Below are 19,878 nucleotides of genomic sequence, written 5' to 3' on the forward strand. Positions count from 1 at the left end.
GACCATGTGGTGGGGAGTGGCCGCGGCCCTGTTGGCGAACGTCCTGTACAGCACCGGATTCGTCCTGGAGAAGCGCGCGCTGGCCGCCCTGCCCGAGGTGACGATCCGTCAACCCGCCCGACTGCTGCGGCTGGTGCTGGGCAGCCCGCTGTGGATCGGCGGTTCCCTCGCGCTCGCCGCCGGGTTCGCCGCGCAGCTCGCCGTCTACCGCACCCTGCCGATCGCCGCCGCCCAGGGCCTGTTCGTCTCCGGTCTGGTCCTGCTCGTCCTGCTCTCCGCCCGCCTGCTCGGCGAGGAGACCAGCGGCCGGGAGCGGTACGCGCTCGCCGCGATCCTCGCCGCCCTGCTGATGGTCGTGCTGTCGCTGCGCGAAGGCCCCGATGGAGGGGAGACGGTCGGCCAGGAGGCGCCGTATCCGCTGATCCTGCTGGTGTGCGTGCCGTCGCTGGCCGGTGGCGTGTGGCTGTACAACTCCGCCGAGCGGCGCGCCCGGCACCGGCACCGGCTGCCGACCACCGGCGTGGAGTACGGCGTGGCGGTGGGCCTGCTGTACGGGGTCAGCTCGCTGGCCATCAAGGGGGTGTCGAGCCATCTGACGGACGACGGGCTCGGCGGCGCGCTGCTCGGTCTGCTGCGCTCGCCGTATCCGTATCTGCTGCTGTTCACCGGCGCGTTCGGCCTGGTGATGTCGCAGGCCGCGCTCCAGCGCTGCCGGGCCTCGCTGATCGTTCCGGTGTGCACGACCGTGACCTGCCTCTACACGGCGGTGCTCGGCACGCTCTCGTTCGGCGAGGCGCTGCCGGAGGACCCACTGCGGCTCGCGCTGCGCCTCGCGGGCATCGCGCTCGCCGTCGCCGTACTGCTGTCCATGCCCCGGCACGACCAGCCGGTGCGCACTCAACCCCCCATGGCCGCCAAGGAGTTGACCCCACCATGAACCCCGACGACCCGCTGCTGCAGATCCTGGCCTGTCCGCTCGACAAGGGCCCGCTGCATCTGCTCCCGCCGGACGGCCCCGCCGATCCGGGCGAGGCGCTCTACAACCCGAGACTGCGCCGCCGCTACCCGATCATCGACGGCATCCCGCAACTGCTGCCGTCCTCAGGGGAGCAGGTCGGCGACGACGAGCACGAGGCGCTCCTCAAACGGATGGTGCCATGACCACGACCCTCGCGGCCCGTCTGGCCCCCTTCCTGCCGGTCCGGCTCGTCGCCGCGACCGCCCGGGCGGTCTACCCCCGTTTCGAACCCGAGCTGGCCCGGCTCGCCGAGCTCTGCCCGCCGTCCTGCGGCACGGCAGTGGACGTCGGCGGCTGGTACGGCCCGTGGACACGGCGGCTGTCCAGGCGAGCCCGCCAGGTGGTGACCGTCGAGCCGGTCCCCCGCCTCGCCCGGCTCCTCGCCTCCGGCGCGCCGCCGAACGTCCGGGTGATCCAGGCCGCCGCCTCCGACCGCCCCGGCACCGCCCGCCTGTGGCTGCCGTCCGGCGACGCGGGCGACCGGGGGGTGTCCTCCCTGGTCCGCCGGGACATCCACGGCCAGGCCCTGGACGTCGGCTGCGTCACGATCGACGAACTCGGGCTGCGGGACGTCGGCTTCATCAAGATCGACGTGGACGGCAGCGAACTGGCGGTCCTGCGCGGTGCGACCGGCATCCTGGCCCGTGACCGGCCGGCCCTGTTCGTGGAACTGGAGTGCCGTATCCAGCCGATCGCCCCGGTCGTCACCTACCTCTCCCTCCTGCGCTACGCCGGCTGGGTGCTGCCCGGCGACAGCTGGGTCCCGCTGGCCGGCTTCCCGCTCCAGGCCCACCAGGCGCAGGCCGAGCATGTCGTCTCCCGGGGCCTGCTGCGCCGTGTGCTGCCCGGCGGCGGCCCGCGGTACGTCAACTCGGTCCTGTTCCTCCCGGACGGCCGCCGCCCCGGCGGACCCGTGCGCGACCATGGATCCCATGCCGTCCACTAGCCCTTTCGGCCCGCTCCACTTCCAGCTCGTCCTGCTGCGCCGTATGGCCGACCACAACCCGGACCTGGTGGAGGACGCCCGCCATGAACTGGGCGTCTCGATCACCGACATGCGGGAGGCGAACAAGAAGTGGCAGGCGATGGTCCGCTCCCCCCGCTCCCGCGCGGCCGCCTCCCGGTACCGCTCGGTCCTCGGCAAGCCCGAGTCGGTGGTGCCGCGAAAGGTGGGCGACCTGGAGTGCGAGGCCTGGCTGTGGCCGGTCCCGCTCTGGCCCACCCTGCGCTTCGAGGTCCTGCTGGCCCCGAACGGCGCCGTCTGGAACGAATGGCTGGTCCGGGCCCCCGGCGCCGAGCCCCCGCCCCTGCGCACCCTGGACGACCTGACCCCCTGGTCCTGCACGGTCGACGAGGCAGCCCGAGCCTTCGCCCCCGCCCGCCCACTGGAGGGCTCGGCACCCACACGCTGGGGCCTGGCGTTCACGGCCCCGGACGCCGGCGGCGTACGGCACGCGTGCGTGGCGGAGTTCACCTGGGGGCTGCTGCAACGGGTGGCGGTGGACCCGGCGGTCGATCACCACATGGATACGAACACAACTGATCGCCCCTGACGTCACCCCGTCCGTGACCCACCCCCCAACCGAACATCGTCGATCATCCGGGAGGCTCGTCGTCCGCCCGTGCCTACTGTCGCGGCATGGAGCTTCCCGAGCGGACCGTGCCCGTCGAGCGGCTGCGACTGGGCGACCACGCCTGTATGGAGGCGAGTGGGACCGAGTCCTACTGGGCGGTGTTCACGGCCTACACCCGCACCAGCCTCGCCCGCCGGGAGAAGGTCCTGCTGGTCATGGACCCGGACGATCTCCAGGACGACGAGGTGATCGCCCTCCTGGACCGCGCCGGCGCCGCAGCCACACAGGCCCGGGCGGACGGCCAGTTGTCCCTGAAACGCACCCCGCAGATGTACCTCCCGAACGGCCGCTTCCAGAAGGAGCGCACGATCGAGGCGTGCCGGGCCGAGGTCGAACGCGCCCGCGAGGAGGGCTGGGCCGGGCTGCGGGTGGCGGCGGACATGAGCTGGGCCCCGAAGGCGGGCGTCGAGGACGAACGCCTGCGGGACTACGAGGCCTCGGTGGCCCCCCTCTTCGCGGACCCGCTGTTCACCGCGATCTGCTGGTACGACCGCCGGCGCTTCGGCAGAACCCTGCTGGACGACATGGCCCGGATCCACCCCCTCCATGTGACGGCCCCCCGCACGGACTTCGTCGAAACCCTCCGCGAGGCCCTGTCCCGCCAGAACACCGAAGACCCCACCCACATCACCCTCGACCTGCGCGACCTGTGCTTCATGGAGGCCCACTGCGCCTGGCAACTCCTCACCCTCGCCGGGTCACTCCCACCCGGCAGCGAGGTCACCGTCCGCTGCGGGGAACTCCTGGCGCTGGTCCTGCGGCAGCTCGGGGCGGACGAGGTGCGGCAGTTGGTGCTGGAGGTGACGGAGGAGGAGTGAGGGGGCGCCCCCTCGTTCAGGCCCCGCCCGCCCGAGCCGTGAACCACGCTGCCAGCTGGCTGCGCCTGCTGAACCCCAGCTTCACCAGGATCCGCTCGACATGCCCCTCCGCCGTCCGCTGCGAGATGACCAGCGCCTCGCCGATCTGCCGGTTGGTCAGGCCCTGGGCGACCAGCGCCGCCACCTCGGCCTCCCGTCGGGTGAGCGGGCGGGTGTCCGGCGCGGCGGCCGAGGCGGTCGTCGGCCGCCGTAGCTCCCCCAGCGCGTAGGCGACGACGTCGTTGCGGGACAGCGCGCCGCCGCGCCGGTGGGCCCGTTCGTAGCCCTGGTCCCCGAGCGCCCGCCGCGCATGGCGCTCGGCCGCGTACAGCCGTCCCGCCCCTTTCGCCTGCGTCGGATCGCCGCCGATGTCGTGCCAGATCCGGTCCACGGCCCCCCGCAGCACCGCGGCCCGCTCGGCGTGCCCGGCGAAGGCCTCCGCCGCGGCGAGCAGGTCGAGGGTGCGGGCGAGGCTCTGGCGCCGGTGTCCGGTGTACGGCAGTCGCAGGCACGCGCGCGCGTGCTCGGCGGCCCGGTCGTACTCGCCCAGCGACCAGTGCGCGAGGCCCAGTGTGCGCAGCGCCCAGGCGCGCGCCCACTGTTCGCCGTGCGCCTCGCAGACGGCGACGGCCTCGGCGCACAGGGCTGTCGCCTCGTGGGCCCGGCCCCGGCTGACCAGGGTGCAGGCGAGTTCGACGCGGGTGAGGACGACGAAGCCGAGGGCGGTGGTGGCCGCCCGGCCGGTGCCGAAGGCGTCGGCCGGTAACAGGGGCGGGGCCGGTACGGGGAGTTCCGCGTCGGCGGCCGGGGCGCTGTGCGGCGGGTCGGCGCCGGTGAGGACGGCGGCGGAGCGGGTGTGCACGAGCGACATCAGGGCGCCCGCCCACATGGCCCGGGTCAGGGTCGCGTCGGGGCGTGCCCCGGCCCGCAGCGCGCGGTCCAGCCAGTGCCGGCCCTCGCCCCAGGCGCCGCCCGCCACCCAGTGGAACCACAGCGTCGCGGCCATCCGCAGCCCGTGCTGGGCCTCGCCCGGGGTGGTGAGACAGAAGTCCAGCGCGGCCCGGAGGTCGTCCTGGTCCAGCCGCAGCCGGTCGGTGACGGCGACCTGGTCAGGACCGAACCAGTCCCGCTCGTACGCGGCGGCCAGCCGGGCGAAGTAGTCGCGGTGCCGGCGCCTGGTGACGGTCACCTCGCCGATGTCCTCCAGCTTTTCCAGGCCGTAGTGGCGCAGGGAGACCAGCAGCCGGTACCGCACCTGGCCGCCGCGCTCCTCGCGCAGGAGCACCGACTTGTCGACGAGCCCGGCGACCGCGTCCAGCACATCCGTGGCGCCCAGCCCCTCCCCTCCGCACACGGCTTCCGCGGCGGCCAGGTCGAAGCGGCCGACGAACACCGATAACCACGCCCACACCAACTGCTCCTGGGGCGTGCACAGTTCATGGCTCCAGTCGACGGCCGAGCGCAGCGTGCGATGCCGGGGCGCCGCGGCCGGGCTGCCGCCGGTGAGCAACTGATAGCGGTCGTCGAGCCGTTCGACGAGCTGGTCCACGCCCAGCGCGCGCACCCGCACCGCCGCCAGCTCGATGGCCAGCGGCAGCCCGTCGAGCCGACGGCACAGCCGGGCCACCGCGTGCTGGTTGCCCTCGTCGACCGTGAACCCGGGCACCACGGCCGCCGCCCGGTCCGCGAACAGCCGTAGCGCGGGGGAGTGTTCGGCGGCCGAGGCGCCCAGCTCCTCCGGCCCGGGTGCGGGCAGCGGCGGCACCGGGTAGAGCCGCTCACCGACGAGCCCGAGCCGGTGCCGGCTGGTCGCCAGGACCCGTACGCCCTCGGTGGCGGCGAGCAGGGTCTGGGCGAGGATGGCACAACTGCGCAGCACATGCTCGCAGTTGTCGAGAACGAGCAGCAGACTGCGGCCCTGAAGATGTTCCACGAGGACGTCCAGCGGCGGCCGCCCGGCCTCGTTGCCCACCTCCAGCGCGTCGGCCACGGCATGCGGGACGAACGCCTCGTCACCCAGCGCGGCCAGCGGCACCAGCCACACCCCGTCAGGGAAGGTACGCGCGATCTGCTTCGCCACATGCGACGCCAGCCGGGTCTTCCCGACCCCGCCGGGCCCGGTCAGCGTCACCAGCCGACCCTCGGTCAACAGCCGTCTGACGTCCGCCGACTCGTCCCGTCGCCCCACGAAGCTGGTCAGCTCCACGGGGAAGCCGGAGGTGCGCCACGTATGGGATCCGCCCACGATCCGGTCACGCCCTCTGCCATGGTCACGCACGTCTGCTCTTTCCCGCAGAGTAGGCAGAAGATCGGGACGCCCATGGCGGGTTCCCGGATTTCCCGCCCCTAGGGGTGACCGGCCCTTGCCAGCGCCAACACCGCCTCCACCACCCGCCCCGTCGACCCCGGATGCAGATACAGGAACAGATTCGGCTCGACCAGCTCCAGCTCCATCACCCGCGGCTCCCCGTCCTCCCCGTCGACGAGATCCACGCGCGCGTACAGCAGCCCGTCCGCATCCGGTACGGCGGCCAGCGCGCGCTCGGCGACAGCGAGTTCGCCCGCCGTCGGCGTCCACGGCTCCAGACCCGGGTGCGCGACCTTGTCCGCGTCGAAGGCCGTACCGGGCGCCAGAACGGCCTGCTTGCGGCTGGCGTGCAGCAACCGCCCGCCGAAGAACTGCAGCGCCCGCTCACCCCGGGCATCGATACTGCGCACATAGGGCTGCACCATCGCCGTGAACCCCTCCTCGTGCATCCGCGCAAGGTGTCGTACGGCCGTCTCGTGCTGGTCGGGCGTGTAGCGGGCGGCGTAGCGCGCGCCGGCGCCGGAGGTGGGCTTGACCACGTACTCGTGATCGTCGGGGAGGTCCGCGGCGGCCCCCGGCGCGATGTACCGCGTCGGCACGACGGGCACGTCCGCCTCGGCGAGGTCCCCGAGATACCGCTTGTCGGTGTTCCACCGCACGACGGCGGGCGGATTCGCGAGCCGCGTCACCTTGCCGCAGCGCTCGACCCACGCCAGGAACTCGGCGGTGCGCCAGCTGTAGTCCCAGGTCGACCGGATCAGCGCGAGATCGTACGCGCCCCAGTCGACACCGTCGTCGTCCCAGTACACGACGTCCGCCCCGGCCCCGGCACCGGCCAGCGCCTCCCGCAGCACGGGCAGGTCACGGTCGTGGCTGGGCTCGGGCCGGGGGTCGTAGGTGACCAGGGCTATTCGGGACACGGCGGGCTCCAGAGTCGTAGGGCGGACCGCTCGCAGGCTAACCGCACGTCCCGCGACCGCGACAACCGAATTGACCCTCCCCCACGGTGAGGCCCCAGCATCGACGCCATGGAGGACATGCTGACGATCGGCGCCTTCGCACGGGCGTGCCGTCTGTCGCCCAAGGCCCTGCGCCTGTACGACGAACTCGATCTGCTGCGCCCCGCGCGCGTGGACCCGGAGACGGGCTACCGCCACTACGCGCTCGCCCAACTGGAGCGGGCCCGCCTGGTGGCCTGGCTGCGCCGCATCGGCCTGCCGCTGGCCCGCATCCGGGAGGTGTGCGCGCTGGCCCCCGAGGAGGCGGCGCGGGAGATCCGGGCGTACTGGGCGGGTGTGGAGGCGGAGACGGCCGTACGGCGTGACCTGGCGGAATTCCTGATCGACCAGCTGACGACGACATCACGGAAGGACACCACGATGCTGGAACTGCGACACTCGGCCCACTCGGACCGCGGCCTGGTCCGCCCGGCCAACCAGGACACGGCGTACGCGGGCACTCGGCTGCTCGCGGTGGCCGACGGCTACGGCCCCGAGGGCGGCCCGGCGAGCAATGCGGCGGTGGCTGCACTGCGCCGTCTGGAGACGACGGACCTCTCCGCCGGGAACGTGCTGAACCTCCTGGAGGAGGCGCTCCAGGAGGCCGCGCACGGGATGACTCAGGACGCCGGTACGACCCTGACGGCCCTGCTGTGGACGGGCTCCCGGCTGGCCCTGGTCCACATCGGCGACTCGCGGGCGTATCTGCTGCGCGACGGCGGCCTGTTCCGCATCACCCACGACCACACGGTGGTCCAGTCCCTGATGGACGAGGGCCGTCTGACACCCGAGGAGGCCCTGACCCACCCGCAGCGCGCGCTGCTGCTGAAGGCCCTGTCCCCGACGGCGACGGAGCCCCCGGATCTCCGCCTCCAGGACGCCGTGCCGGGCGACCGCTACCTGCTCTGCTCCGACGGCCTGTCCACGGTGGTCCCCGACGCCCGCATCCGCGACATCCTCACCACGCCCCCCGACCCGGACACCGCGGTCCGGTCCCTGATCACCGCGGCGAACGAGGCGGGCGGCCCGGACAACGTCAGCTGTGTGGTGGCGGATGTGGTGGAGAGGGGGGACTGATATCCGCGGACCGAACATCGGGAAACGTCGGTGAGAAGCGGCACAACAACGACCGACGGGCCGGAATCTGCCGCCCTCAGCAGGGCGAGGGGGGCATCGTGGTGGACGACGGAGGCGACAGCTAAGGAGATACGACGCGTGTCCACTCTCTTCCCGGCCCTGGCCGACGGCCCGCCCGACCGGATCGCGCTGCGGTTCGGCGAGCGGTCTCTGACGTATGCCGAGCTCGCCGCCGCGACCGGTGCCCTGGTGGATCGGGTCGCGGGGCGCGGCCGGGTCGCGGTGTGGGCGACCCCGGCGCTGGAGACCGCCGTGGCGGTGGTCGCGGCGCTGGAGGCGGGGATCGCCGCCGTGCCGCTCAACCCGAAGTCGGGGGAGAAGGAGCTCGGGCACATCCTGTCCGACAGCGCGCCGAGCCTCGTGCTCGCCGCACCCGGCGATGAACTCCCTGCGGCGCTCGACGACTTGGAGCGCGTCGACGTCGACGTACGAGCGACCGGCACCCATCTCGCCCGGCAGGCCGCCGACGAGGATCCCGCCCTCGTCGTCTACACCTCCGGCACCACCGGACCGCCCAAGGGCGCCGTCCTCCCCCGCCGGGCCCTCGCCCACACGCTGGACGCCCTCGCCGACGCCTGGCAGTGGACCGGCGACGACGTCCTCGTGCACGGCCTGCCGCTGTTCCATGTGCACGGGCTGGTCCTCGGCATCCTCGGCCCGCTGCGGCGCGGTGGCTCCGTGCGTCACCTCGGCCGGTTCAGCCCGGAGGGCGTCGCGCGCGAGCTGGACGGCGGCGCGACCATGCTCTTCGGCGTGCCGACGATGTACCACCGCATCGCCCAGGCGCTCCCCGAGGACCCGTCTCTCGCACAGGCCTTGGGCAAGGCGCGGCTGCTGGTGTCGGGTTCGGCCGCGCTGCCCGTGCACGACCACGAGCGGATCGCGGCGGCGACCGGGCGGCGGGTGATCGAGCGGTACGGCATGACCGAGACGCTGATGAACACCAGCATCCGCGCGGACGGCGAGGCCCGCCCGGGGACGGTCGGTGTGCCGCTGCCGGGCGTGGAGCTGCGACTGGTGGAGGAGGACGGGGAGCCGATCACGGCGTACGACGGTGAGACGGTGGGCGAGATCCAGGTGCGCGGGCCGAATCTGTTCACCGAGTATCTGAACCGGCCCGATGCCACGGCGGAGGCGTTCACGGCGGACGGCTGGTTCCGTACCGGGGACATGGCGGTGCGCGATCCCGACGGGTACGTCCGGATCGTGGGCCGCAAGGCCACCGACCTGATCAAGAGCGGGGGTTACAAGATCGGGGCGGGTGAGATCGAGAACGCGCTGCTGGAGCATCCGGCCGTGCGGGAGGCGGCGGTGACCGGGGAGCCGGATGCCGATCTGGGTGAGCGGATCGTGGCGTGGGTGGTTCCGGCCGACCCGGCGGCGCCGCCCACCGTCGAGGAGTTGGCCGATCATGTGGCCCGCCGGCTCGCCCCGCACAAGCGGCCCCGGGTCGTGCACCATCTGGACGCCCTGCCCCGCAACGACATGGGGAAGATCATGAAGCGGGCGCTGAGCCGTGGCTGACCGGCTCATCGCGCGGGAGTTCCTCGCTCTCGTCACCGACGACTTCGTCGAACTTCCTTACCCGGAACGGGACTCCGCGCCCGACGGCCCGCTCCGCTGGCGGGGTTACGACGCCTCCCGGCTGCGAGCCGCCGAACGCACCGGCGAGGAGGAGTCCGTGGTCTGTGGCACCGGGCTCGTCGAGGGCACCCGGGCGGTGCTGATCGCGTTCGAGTTCGGCTTCCTCGGCGGCTCGCTCGGCGAACGCACCGGGGACCGGCTGGAGGCGGCCTATGGGCATGCCCGTAGGTACCGGCTCCCGGTCGTGCCGTTGATCGCCACGGGCGGCAGCCGGATGCAGGAGGGCATGCTTGCGCTGACCCAACTCCAGCGTGTGGCCCGGCAGTCGGTGCTGACGCGGGAGGCGGGGCTTGCGCAGATCGCGGTCCTGCGGGACCCGACGACCGGCGGCGGCTGGGCCACGCTGGGCGCGGGCGCCGATGTGGTGCTGGCGCTGCCCGGCGTACAGGTCGGCTTCGCGGGGTCACGGGTGCGGCCCGTGGACGCGGACCCGGCGGCCTATACGGCGGAGGCGCAGGTGGCGGTGGGGGCGGCCGACGCACTCGTGGCACCGGAGGAGCTGCGCTCGACGCTGGGCCGGTGGCTGCGGCTGCTGACCGCGACCTCGCAGGCCCCGGCGCCGGTGCCCACCGCGCTCGGCTCCCCGGAGCTGCCGGCGACGGGCTGGGACGCGGTACGGCGGGCCCGCTCGGCCGAACGTCCGCGCGCCATGGCCTACTTGGACGCCTACTTCACCCATCGCCTCGCCATCGGCGGCGACCGCGCGGGTGGCACCGACCCGGACGGCATGCTGTGCGGCTTCGGTGAGCACGAGGGCCGTACGGTCGCCTACGCGGCGCAGACGGGGACGGCGACCCGGCCCGCCGGGTACCGCACGGCCGCCCGGCTGATACGGCTCGCGGACCGGCTCGGCATTCCGGCGCTGACGCTGGTGGACACCCCGGGCGCCGCCAATGACGCGGAGGCCGAGCGGCAGGGCGCGGGGGCGGCCATCGCGGATCTGTTCTCGGCGGTGGCCGCGGCTCGGACGCCGGTGACGACGTTGGTGATCGGCGAGGGCGGTTCCGGCGGGGCGCTGGCGCTGGCCGCGCCGGGCAACACCTGGGCCACACCGGACAGTTACTTCTCGGTGATCGCCCCGGAGCTCGCGGCGGCCATCCTGAAGCGGCCGGCCGAGGAGGTGGAGGCGACGGCGGACCAACTCCGCATCCGGCCGCAGGATTTGGTGGAGCTGGGGGTGATCCGGGGCATCGCGCCGACCTGAGCAGGGCCTCTTCGCACGGAAACGGCGACATTCCGAGCACCGTCCGTAACAATGGAGTTCATCGACGGCAGGGAAAACGGGGGAGCGAGCGGCGCCATGGACGGGCTGATGGAGTTCAAGACCGAGGACGGCGCCGTGGTGGTCGTGGAGGGCGTCGAGGACGAGTCCGGCGCCCGGCTGGTCACGCGCGAGGACGGTCCGGCCCGGGCGACACGCACCTTCGAGGGGGCGCTGGAGGGAGTGCGGGCGGCGGCCGAGTCCGCGCTGCGGGTCTTCCGGGACGGCTCGCTGCGGCCCGACTCGGTGGAGCTGGAATTCGGGGTGAAGCTCTCCGCGGAGTCCGGGGCGGTCATCGCCAAGGGGGCCGTGGAGGGCCATCTGCTGGTCAAGCTGAGCTGGTCACCGGGGCAGTCCGGGCCCGCCCCGGAGGCAGCCGAGCGGTCATGAGCGGGACTGCCTGGCACGCCCGCGTCGAGTGCGGCTCCGAGGTCGGCGCGGGCTTCCTGGTCTCCGGCCGCCATGTGCTCACCTGCGCCCATGTGGTGCGGCGGCGCGAGGTGGCGCCGGTCGTGGTGAGCTTCCCGGGCCGCCGTGAGCTGTCCGGGATACCGGCCACCGTGGCCGTGCACGGCGGCTGGCAGGGCGGGCCCACCGACCCGGGCGACCTCGCCGTACTCGAACTCGACCGCGAAGTGCCCCTGGTCCCGGCCGAGTTCGCGTCACCCGGCCTTGAGCAGGACCACTCCGAGCTGATCGCCTACGGCTTCCCCAAGGGGTACGACGAGGGCATGCTCGCCTCCTATCGGGCACTGCCCGGGCCGCTGATCTCGGACGAGTGGGCGCAGTTGGAGGCGCTCACCGCGCACGGGCAGCCGCTGGCACCGGGGTTCAGCGGGGCGGCGGCAACGCTCGCGGACGGCCGGGTGGTGGGGATGGTGTCGACCGTCGCGGGTGGGCGGGACGTGCGGGTCGGCCGGATGCTGCCGACGCAGGTGCTGGTCCGCTACTGGCCCGAGCTGTGCGAGCTGATCCCCGCCTCCGACCACCGCCCGGAGGCGGTACGGCGGCTGTACGCGCTGGTGCGAAGGGCGGTCGCCGAGGGCCTCGACTGTGCCCCCGACCGGCTGTACGTCGACGCCGTGGGGCCGTTCGGGCCGCCGCTGCCGGAGGGCGGCTTCGCCTCGCTGGGCGCGGCGGCCGGGTATGTGCAGTGGGAGGTGCCGGGCACGGAGGCGGTGACGCGGTTCGCCGACCGGCTGCGCGAGCTGCTCGACACCCCGCCCGCCCCTGCGGCCGCCGCGCCTGTCTGGTCGCCGATCCTCGTCGAGATCGAGCACAGTGGCGTCGGCGCCGACCAGGTCACCGTGGAGGTGTCCGCCTACCGGGACGGGCACCGCCGGCGCGTGGACTCCACGCGGCTGCCGCGCACCGACGTACGGGAGTACGTCCAGCGGCGGGTCGACGAGGCCTTCGACCAGCTCGCGCCGGGCGCCGAGGAGCTGGTGACGTTCGTGCTGCCGCGCGAGTGGCTGAACGAACCGGTGGCGCACTGGGAGTGCGGGCCCGAGGACTCCACCCCGCTGGGCTGCGCGCATCCGCTGGTCGTGGTGGACCGCTCCCGGTACCGCAGCGGACGCCTGAGGCACCAACTGGCCAAGAAATGGCAGAAGTTGGATGCCTGTACGGCGGCCCGGCTGCACCGCGTCGACTGCGGTGGCCGGGAGCGCCCGCCGAGCCTGCGCAAGCGGCTGCGCGACGACGACGCGGACCTGGCCGGCTTCTCCTACCCGCCCACCGTCGCCCGGCCGCATTTCGAGGCGGGCCTGAACACCCCGGTCCCGGTGCTGCTGTGGCCGCGCACCGGCTGCGCCGACCCCGTCCACGAAGGACCCTGCTCCGGCACCGCCTTCCTCGACGAGCTCACCGCCACGGTCACCGGCGTACCGCCCGCCGAACTGCCCCGCCGTGTCATGGAGTTACGGGAGACCGCCGAGGCGGACGACGACCCCGACCGGCACTGGGCCAAGGACGTACAACTGCTGTGGGACGACCCGCGCTGCTTCCCCCAGCCCGCCGCCAGCCTGCACTCCCCCGTCCGCTGATGCGCCTCCCAGGAGAGAAGAGCCATGCCCCTGTGGCCCGTCTACACCGGCACCAACGAGCCGCACGACGGCATCACCGAGCTGCCGCCGCCCCCGCCCTGGCGGGCCTTCGACGGCAGCCCGCTGCTCGGCCCGCCGGACGAGGGAGCCGACGTCGCCGCGGTCTCCCCGGACCGCACCCACCGCGCCGCCACCTACCAGGCCACCGAGGAGACGGTCCAACTCGTCAACGCCGCCCTCTACTTGCGCCGCCCCCTGCTCGTCACGGGTCCGCCCGGCACCGGCAAGTCCTCGCTCGTCTACGCCGTCGCCCGTGAGCTGCGCCTCGGCCCGGTCCTGCGGTGGAACATCACCAGCCGCAGCACCCTGCACGACGGCCTCTACCAGTACGACCCGCTCTCCCGCCTCTACGCGGCCCGGCACACCACCGCCCCCACCGGCTCCGGCATCGAGGACCACCTGCGCCTCGGCCCCCTCGGCACCGCCCTCCTCCCCTACGCCCGCCCCCGCGCCCTGCTCATCGACGAGATCGACAAGAGCGACCTCGACCTGCCCAACGATCTGCTGAACGTGCTGGAGGAGGGCCAGTACGGGATCCCCGAGCTGATCCGCGGCGCCCGTGACACCCCCGTCGCCGAGGTGATGATCGACGGCACCGACCAGCGGGTCGCCGTGGAGCGCGGCCGGGTGCGCTGCCATGCCTTCCCGTTCGTCGTCCTCACCAGCAACGGCGAGCGCGAGTTCCCGCCCGCCTTCCTGCGCCGCTGCGTCACCCTGCGGCTGCGCCAGCCCGACGACGCCCGGCTCGCCGACATCGTCCGCGCCCACTTCGACGAGGAGCCCGACGCCTACGCCCAGACCCTGATCAGCCGCTTCCTCGCCCGGGTCGGCGGCGGCGATCTGGCCACCGACCAGCTCCTGAACGCCATCTACCTGGCCCGCTCCTCCGACCTCGCCGCCGACTCCCTCGACGAACTCGCCGAGCGGCTGATGCCCTACCTCGGGGAGGCCCAGAGCAGCGATGCCTTCTGAGCGCCGCCGATCGCCCCTGGTCCGCCTGGCCGACGTAGTGGCCGAGGCGGGCGGCGGCGTGCGCCCGACGGCGCTCGAACTGGCGGAACTGCTGTGGCTGGCACGGCACATGTCGCCGGAGGAGCCGACGCCCGAAGCACCGGCCGAGGCAGAGGACGTACGACCGCCCGAGCCGCCTCATGTGGAGCAGCGGCACGAGGAGCCCCCGGCCTCCGCCCCTCCTCCGCCGCCGCCGGAATCCCCCCGAGCCCCCCTCCACCTCCCGGCCCCGGCACCCGCCCCACAGCCCTCCCCCGAACCCCACGCCGAGCTCCTGGCCCCCGCGCCCCCGATGCTGCGCCACCCCCTGGCCCTGCAACGCTCCCTGCGCCCGCTGAAGCGCCGCGCGGCCGCCCCCCACCGTGTGGAACTCGACGAACGCGCGACGGCCGACCGCATCGCCCGCCTCGGCGCCGCCCCCGAGTTCTGGCTGCCGGTCCTGCGCCCCGCCCAGGAGCGCTGGCTCCGGCTGAACCTCCTCTACGACACCGGCCCCACGATGCCGGTCTGGCGCCCGCTGATCCGCGAACTGCACACCACGCTCGCCCAGTCGGGGATCTTCCGCACGGTGACCGCGCACCGCGCCGAACCCGACGGCACCGTCCGCCATCCCGACGCCCACGCCCCCGCCGACGGCCGCACGGTCACCCTCCTGATCAGCGACTGCATGGGCCCGCAGTGGCGACAGGGCCCGGCCGGCACCCGGTGGTACGGCACGCTGCGCCGCTGGGCACGCCGGATGCCGCTGGCGGTCGTACAGCCGCTGCCTGAGCACTTGTGGCGGGACACCGCGTTGCCCACGGTGCCCGGCCGGTTGAGCGCGCCGCATCCGGCGGCGCCGAACTCCGCGATCTCTTTCCGGCCGTACGACGACGTCGTGGAGGAGAGCTTTGTGCCCCTGCCGGTCCTCGAACCGGGGCCCCGATGGCTGGCGAACTGGGCGGCGCTGGTGGCGGCGCCTGGGGGGCAGGAGTTCCCGGGAGCGGCAGCTTGGTTGCGCGGGCCGGGTGATGCGGTGGGGCGGGCGGACTTCGGGGAGCTGTCGGCGGAGGAACTGGTGCTGCGGTTCCGGGCGTCGGCTTCTCCGGAGGCGTTTCGGCTGGCGGGGCATCTCGCCTTGGGGCGGCCCGACCTGCCGGTGATGCGGCTGGTGCAGGCCGCGTTGGAGCGGGAGCCGCGTCCGCAGCATCTCGCGGAGGTGATCCTCAGCGGCATGCTCACGGGGGTGGCGGGGCCGACGGGGAGCTATGCGTTCCGGTCCGGGGTGCGCGAGTTGCTGCTGCGGAGTCTGCCGCGTACGGCTAGGCGCAGGACAACGGATCTGCTGTCCCGGCTCGGGGCGCTGATCGACGAGCGGGCGGGGGTGGCGGCGGGGGAGATCCGGGCGACGACGCCGTCGGCGTCCGGGAAGGTGACGGCCACGGGCGGTGAGCCGATCGCGACGGTGGCGCGGGAGACTCGGGATCGGCTGGTGGGGCGGCGGGGGGCGCTGCGGGAGCGGTACCGGCTCCTGCAGCCGGTCGGTCAGGGCGGTTCGCTGTGGCTGGGCGAGGACACCGAGACCGGGGAGCGGGTCGTGGTGTCGCGGGTCCCCGCGCCGCGGGATCCGAAGCGCGCCCGGGACTTCCTGCGGGCCGGGCAGGCGCTGAAGGCGCTGCGGCATCCGAATGTGGTGACCGTTCACGACTACGGTCTTGAGCTCGGCCACCAATACGTCGTCATGGAGTACATCGATGGGATCACGCTGAAGTCCCTCCCCGCACCGGGGGGTTACCGGCTGCCCGCGCCGCTCCTGGTGCTGACCGCGAGCCAGCTGGGCAAGGCGGTCACCGCGCTGCACGAAGCCGGTGTCCCGCACGGCCGACTCGGCATGAACCGGGTCATGCTGCTGCCCGACGGCAGGGTCAAGCTCACGCTCCTCACGCTCGCGTCCGCCACCGGACCGGAGCCGTACGCCTGGGATCTGCGCGAACTCGGCGGGATGATCCTCCGTCTGTCGTCGGGCGGGGCCCCCGTGACGGGTACGACCGTCGCCCCCGCTCAGTTGGGCCTGCTGCCGTCGTCCCTGCGGCCCTCCTTCGCGCGGGCCATCGGGTTGCTGCTGATGTCGGAGGATCTCACGGAGCAGCAGGAGGGTCTGCGGGCGCTTCGGCGCGACGCGTTCGTCCGCCAGGCGTGGAAGGCCCATGACCACATCGACTACTCCCTCCTCGGCCGCGTCACCGCCCGCCGGGGATCCGGACAGCCCATCGCCACCGGCTCCCCGCAGGAGCAGGCCATGCTGGCCATGCTGCTCCTCCACCACGGCCGCAGGGTGACGCACTCACAGCTCACCGAGGGCATCTGGGGGGCACGGGCGCCGGAAGGGGACGCCGAGGCCCTCCTGCGGACGTACGCCTCCCGGCTGCGCAACGCCCTCGGACCCGGGATTTTCGCCGCCCTGCCCGACGGTTACGCCCTGCACACCAGCGCCGACTTCGTGGATGTCGTCACCTGCCAGAAACTGGTGGAACAGGCGGAGCAGCAGCGCGCGACGGGCGAACTGGCCTCCGCCCGCACCACGGTGGACGAGGCACTGAGCCTCTGGCGCGGCGAGGCACTCGACGGCGTCCCGGGCCCGGCCGCCGCCGAGGCCCGCACCCGCTTCCACCAACTGCGCCTCTCCCTCTACGCCACCCGCGCCGAACTCGACCTGGAACTCGGCGAGTTCGAGCGAGCCGCCACCGAACTCGCCGACCTCCTCCACGCCCACCCCTCCCGCGAGGACTTCCGCCGTCTCTACCTGATCGCCCTCCAGCGCCAGGGCCGTACGGAAGAGGCCCTCGACGTGTTCGAGGAGTACAAGATCTCCGGCGGCGACAACCCCGAACTGCTCGCCCTCGGACACGAATTGCGCGAGGCGTTCGCCGAGGTGCCGGAGGCCCACCCCGAGGAACCCGTGTATGAGGATCCCCCGCTGCTGGAGGAGGACGAGCCGGACCGGCTGCTGGTCGCGGCGGAGGACGACGACGCGGATGACGAAGTCGAGGCCGATCAGCACGACTTCGTGCGCTTTGAGTTCGTGGACGGACGGCACGGCAATGAGGCCATGGCGGCCCTGCGCCGCCTGGTGGAGGAGCTTGTAGCGGCCAGTGGGCTTGCCCGGGACGAATACCAACTGGTGCAGTCCGCCTGGGGTGTCACCGCGCGGATGGAACCGTACGTGGACGGGGCCCCGCTGTTCCGGGCGACGATGGAGGGGCTGGCCGGGCAATTGCGGCGCCTGGGCAGCCGGCGGCTGGGCGCCACCTTCTGGCAGGCGCACCTCCGGCCGGATGGCACCGAGGTCCACAGCGACCGGCCGGACTTCGGCGCGGCCAAGGCCGTACTGAACGAGTCGGGCGCGCAGGCGATCGTCGCACTGTCGGAGTTCTGGCACTTCATGGAGGACGTCGACTCCGAGACCGTCGACCCTCTGATGTTCCGCCAGTTCGGCAACGGCGGCGGTTGGTATCGCGTGTTCGACCAGGGCGACGACATGAGCCCTCCGGCGGAGGAGCGGCCGGTGCGCGGCCCCTTCCCCATGCCGTACGACGGGCGGATCCCCCAGCCCAGGGACCCGGACCTGGTCATCGTCCTGTCCACGACGGACGGCCTGCTCGCCGTCCCGGACTCGCCGTCCGTCCAGCAGCCCTCTCACGTCCGCGCGGGGTGGCACTACTTCGAGGTCGATCTGCGGGAGCGCCATCTCTCCGTCACCGGCGTGCCCGGCGTGTCCGTGACCTGGCGCGTCGACGACCCGCTCAAGGCCGCGGCCAGCCCCGGACTCGATCTGCCCGGGATGCTGACCGACGTACTGGCCGGCGCGCGCCGCCGGGGCAGGGACGGGCTCGACGCGGCCCTGGCGCAGTGGAGCGTGCCCGGGTACGCCCTGCACTGGACCGTGCCGCCCGAACTCCGGAGTCCCGCCGCCCTCCCCGCAGGCGCCCGCCGCTCGGTGGGGGAGCTGATCCGGACCGCGCGGTACGTGCTGCTCGGGTTCGACGAGGTGCTGGCGCGGATGTACACGCAGGACGCCGAGCGGGAGGTGCTCCGGGACGTGGCCCGGCTGCTCGTGGAGGAGCGGGACCCCGAGGACGCGTTGTCCGGGCGGCCGCTGCTGGCCACGGGCGGCCCTGTCTCCTCGGTCGAGGGCTACGCCAACTCCCTCGATCTGCTGCGGGCGTTCGCGGGACACAGGATGGAGCGCGAGGTGCGCGCGCTGGTGGACTCGCACGACAACCGGGCGGCCCGTACCGCTCGGCCGACCCCGCTCGCCGCCGATCTGCTCAAGGCGCTGGACGGGATCAGGGCCCGGCCGATCGTGGTGACCGACCGGACGGCGGGCGCGGTCGCGCGGTATCTGCGGCAGCACCGGCTGATCGACCATGTGCTGGGCGGGGTGTACGGCCGCCCCCTCGACCTCTCCCGGCTGATGCCGCATCCGCATGTACTGCTGGAGGCGCTCGACCATGTGCGGGCTCCGGCCTCCGCCTGTGTCCTGGTCGCCTCCACCGTCGCGGAACTGTCCGCCGCCCGCACCCTCGGTCTGCCGTTCATCGGCTACGCCCCGAACGACGCGGCCCGGCGCCGACTGCGCGCGGCGGACGAGGAGGTGCTGCTCGTCCCCAGCCTCTCCCCGCTCCTCGAAGCCGCCCGCGCCCGATGAACCGGATGGGACATCCACAGGGGACACAAGCGACAAAACCCCCCATTCAGCGGCGCCCCGCTCGGCCCACCACAACACGCGCCCCCTCCCCCGCCCCCGCACGATGCCAGTGAGGGCCGCCACCCGGCGGCCCCACGGTCTGTGCTCTCGGGAGGACCTGCCATGACCGCCAGTCTGGAGCAGCTGCGCCGCTGCCACTTCGCCGTCGACCTCGGGGCGGCGAGGACGCGGGTGTACGTGAAGGGGGCCGGGCTCGTCGTCGACCAGCCCTCCGCCGCCGCCGTGAACACCCGTACGGGCGCGCTGATCGCGGTCGGCGAGTTCGCGGAGAAGATGACCGGCCGTACCCCCGACTACATCCGTGTCGTCCGGCCCGTCTCCGGCGGCACGGTCGTCGACATCGAGATGGCCCAGCGCATGCTGCGGCATCTGCTCGGCGACAAGGTCCGCCGTACCCTGCGCCGCAAGCCGCGCCTGCGCGCCGCCGCCTGCACTCCGCACGACGCCGATCCGCTGGCGCAGCGCGCGGCGATCGAGACGCTGGTCGGACTCGGGGCGCGCCGGGTGGAGCTGGTGGACACGCTCATCGCGGCGGCCGTGGGCTGCGGGCTGCCGGTGGAGCGGCCCGAGGCCACCATGATCATGGTGTGCGGGGCGGCGGCGACCCAGGTCGCCGTACTCTCGCTCGGGTCGATCGTGACGGCCGAGCGGATCGCGGTGGGCGGCGAGGCCGTGGACCACGCGATCGTGCAGCATCTGCGCCACGAGCACGAGTTGGTGCTGCCGAGCCAGTCCGTACGGCCGTTGCAGCTCGCCCTGTCCGGCAACGGGCTCACCCCGCACGGGCCGGCCTCCACCGAGATCCACGGCCGGGACGTCGCCACCGGCCTCGCCCGCTCCGTCCAGGTCGACACCGCGGCCGTACGGGACGCCATCCAGACCCCGCTGACCGCCGTACTCGACGGGATCGGCAAGGTGCTGCGGGACTGCCCGCCCGATCTGGTCGCCGACCTCGCGGACCGGGGGATCATGATGGTCGGCGGCAGCGCGCTGCTGCCGGGGTTCGACCAGATGCTGCGGGAGGCCACCGGGATGCCGGTGCATATCGCCGAGCGGCCGGACGTGTGCGCCGTACAGGGCCTCGGCACCATGCTGGAGGGCAAGATCGAACCGCTGGAGCTGGACCCGCTGGCCACGTGACCCGAACCCCGGCGCCGG

The 19,878-nt window shown here is 73.5% G+C and carries 15 protein-coding genes; 13 read left to right on the forward strand and 2 right to left on the reverse strand.

The genetic code is table 11. From position 1 onward, the window contains the following. Positions 1 to 16: 16 nt before the first annotated feature. The 5 genes from H4N64_RS07970 (at position 17) to H4N64_RS07990 (ending at position 3,470) form a co-directional block, all read left to right on the forward strand. Positions 17 to 937, forward strand: a complete 921-nt coding sequence (locus H4N64_RS07970; protein ID WP_186281515.1) for a hypothetical protein — start codon at positions 17 to 19, stop codon at positions 935 to 937. Further along, positions 934 to 1,161: a Trm112 family protein gene (locus H4N64_RS07975; RefSeq protein WP_186281406.1), complete on the forward strand. Its 228-nt coding sequence runs from the start codon at positions 934 to 936 to the stop codon at positions 1,159 to 1,161. Before H4N64_RS07970 ends, H4N64_RS07975 begins: the two co-directional genes overlap by 4 nt. Continuing rightward, positions 1,158 to 1,964, forward strand: coding sequence for an FkbM family methyltransferase (locus tag H4N64_RS07980; protein WP_186281407.1), 807 nt, complete (start codon positions 1,158 to 1,160; stop codon positions 1,962 to 1,964). The genes H4N64_RS07975 and H4N64_RS07980 overlap by 4 nt, the downstream gene beginning before the upstream one ends. Further along, the gene (locus H4N64_RS07985; RefSeq protein WP_336246658.1) at positions 1,951 to 2,571 is read left to right on the forward strand and encodes a hypothetical protein; all 621 of its coding nucleotides are present in this window, start codon (positions 1,951 to 1,953) and stop codon (positions 2,569 to 2,571) included. The genes H4N64_RS07980 and H4N64_RS07985 overlap by 14 nt, the downstream gene beginning before the upstream one ends. Before the next feature lie 86 nt (positions 2,572 to 2,657). Further along, entirely contained in the window at positions 2,658 to 3,470 is an 813-nt protein-coding gene (locus tag H4N64_RS07990; protein ID WP_186281409.1) for an MEDS domain-containing protein, read from the forward strand. Between the two features lie 16 nt (positions 3,471 to 3,486). Here H4N64_RS07990 and H4N64_RS07995 read toward each other — a convergent pair whose 3' ends face one another. After that, entirely contained in the window at positions 3,487 to 5,787 is a 2,301-nt protein-coding gene (locus tag H4N64_RS07995) for an ATP-binding protein (protein WP_336246659.1), read from the reverse strand. 68 nt (positions 5,788 to 5,855) lie between these two features. After that, positions 5,856 to 6,737: an ATP-grasp domain-containing protein gene (locus tag H4N64_RS08000; RefSeq protein ID WP_186281410.1), complete on the reverse strand. Its 882-nt coding sequence runs from the start codon at positions 6,735 to 6,737 to the stop codon at positions 5,856 to 5,858. A 108-nt stretch (positions 6,738 to 6,845) separates the two neighbouring features. Here H4N64_RS08000 and H4N64_RS08005 point away from each other — a divergent pair, with 108 nt between their 5' ends. From H4N64_RS08005 to H4N64_RS08040, 8 genes are all read left to right on the forward strand, one after another. Further along, positions 6,846 to 7,892, forward strand: coding sequence for a MerR family transcriptional regulator (locus H4N64_RS08005; protein ID WP_186281411.1), 1,047 nt, complete (start codon positions 6,846 to 6,848; stop codon positions 7,890 to 7,892). A gap of 138 nt (positions 7,893 to 8,030) precedes the next feature. Next, on the forward strand, positions 8,031 to 9,476 hold the full coding sequence (locus H4N64_RS08010; RefSeq protein ID WP_186281412.1) for an AMP-binding protein: 1,446 nt from the start codon (positions 8,031 to 8,033) through the stop codon (positions 9,474 to 9,476). Continuing rightward, positions 9,469 to 10,800 carry a carboxyl transferase domain-containing protein gene (locus H4N64_RS08015; protein ID WP_186281413.1) on the forward strand — a complete coding sequence of 444 codons (1,332 nt, stop codon included), beginning with the start codon at positions 9,469 to 9,471 and terminating at the stop codon, positions 10,798 to 10,800. Before H4N64_RS08010 ends, H4N64_RS08015 begins: the two co-directional genes overlap by 8 nt. Before the next feature lie 96 nt (positions 10,801 to 10,896). Further along, positions 10,897 to 11,247 carry a CU044_2847 family protein gene (locus H4N64_RS08020; protein WP_186281517.1) on the forward strand — a complete coding sequence of 117 codons (351 nt, stop codon included), beginning with the start codon at positions 10,897 to 10,899 and terminating at the stop codon, positions 11,245 to 11,247. Then, on the forward strand, positions 11,244 to 12,902 hold the full coding sequence (locus H4N64_RS08025; protein ID WP_186281414.1) for a VMAP-C domain-containing protein: 1,659 nt from the start codon (positions 11,244 to 11,246) through the stop codon (positions 12,900 to 12,902). Before H4N64_RS08020 ends, H4N64_RS08025 begins: the two co-directional genes overlap by 4 nt. A 24-nt stretch (positions 12,903 to 12,926) precedes the next feature. After that, a complete protein-coding gene (locus H4N64_RS08030; protein ID WP_186281415.1) occupies positions 12,927 to 13,934 on the forward strand; it encodes an AAA family ATPase in 1,008 nt (335 codons plus the stop codon). Next, positions 13,924 to 18,660, forward strand: a complete 4,737-nt coding sequence (locus H4N64_RS08035; protein ID WP_186281416.1) for an SAV_2336 N-terminal domain-related protein — start codon at positions 13,924 to 13,926, stop codon at positions 18,658 to 18,660. The genes H4N64_RS08030 and H4N64_RS08035 overlap by 11 nt, the downstream gene beginning before the upstream one ends. A gap of 162 nt (positions 18,661 to 18,822) precedes the next feature. Beyond that, a complete protein-coding gene (locus H4N64_RS08040; protein WP_186281417.1) occupies positions 18,823 to 19,860 on the forward strand; it encodes a rod shape-determining protein in 1,038 nt (345 codons plus the stop codon). Positions 19,861 to 19,878 lie beyond the last annotated feature (18 nt).

The organism is Streptomyces cupreus, from assembly GCF_014257025.1.
In the GTDB taxonomy this organism is placed as follows: domain Bacteria; phylum Actinomycetota; class Actinomycetes; order Streptomycetales; family Streptomycetaceae; genus Streptomyces; species Streptomyces cupreus.

Bases quoted from the DNA above. Each gene is read 5' to 3' on its own strand.
- H4N64_RS08040 (WP_186281417.1), top strand. From the start codon at position 18,823: ATGACCGCCAGTCTGGAGCAGCTGCGCCGCTGCCACTTCGCCGTCGAC.
- H4N64_RS08005 (WP_186281411.1), top strand. From the start codon at position 6,846: ATGGAGGACATGCTGACGATCGGCGCCTTCGCACGGGCGTGCCGTCTG.
- H4N64_RS07985 (WP_336246658.1), top strand. From the start codon at position 1,951: ATGCCGTCCACTAGCCCTTTCGGCCCGCTCCACTTCCAGCTCGTCCTG.
- H4N64_RS08025 (WP_186281414.1), top strand. From the start codon at position 11,244: ATGAGCGGGACTGCCTGGCACGCCCGCGTCGAGTGCGGCTCCGAGGTC.
- H4N64_RS07975 (WP_186281406.1), top strand. From the start codon at position 934: ATGAACCCCGACGACCCGCTGCTGCAGATCCTGGCCTGTCCGCTCGAC.
- H4N64_RS08035 (WP_186281416.1), top strand. From the start codon at position 13,924: ATGCCTTCTGAGCGCCGCCGATCGCCCCTGGTCCGCCTGGCCGACGTA.
- H4N64_RS07980 (WP_186281407.1), top strand. From the start codon at position 1,158: ATGACCACGACCCTCGCGGCCCGTCTGGCCCCCTTCCTGCCGGTCCGG.
- H4N64_RS08030 (WP_186281415.1), top strand. From the start codon at position 12,927: ATGCCCCTGTGGCCCGTCTACACCGGCACCAACGAGCCGCACGACGGC.
- H4N64_RS08020 (WP_186281517.1), top strand. From the start codon at position 10,897: ATGGACGGGCTGATGGAGTTCAAGACCGAGGACGGCGCCGTGGTGGTC.
- H4N64_RS07990 (WP_186281409.1), top strand. From the start codon at position 2,658: ATGGAGCTTCCCGAGCGGACCGTGCCCGTCGAGCGGCTGCGACTGGGC.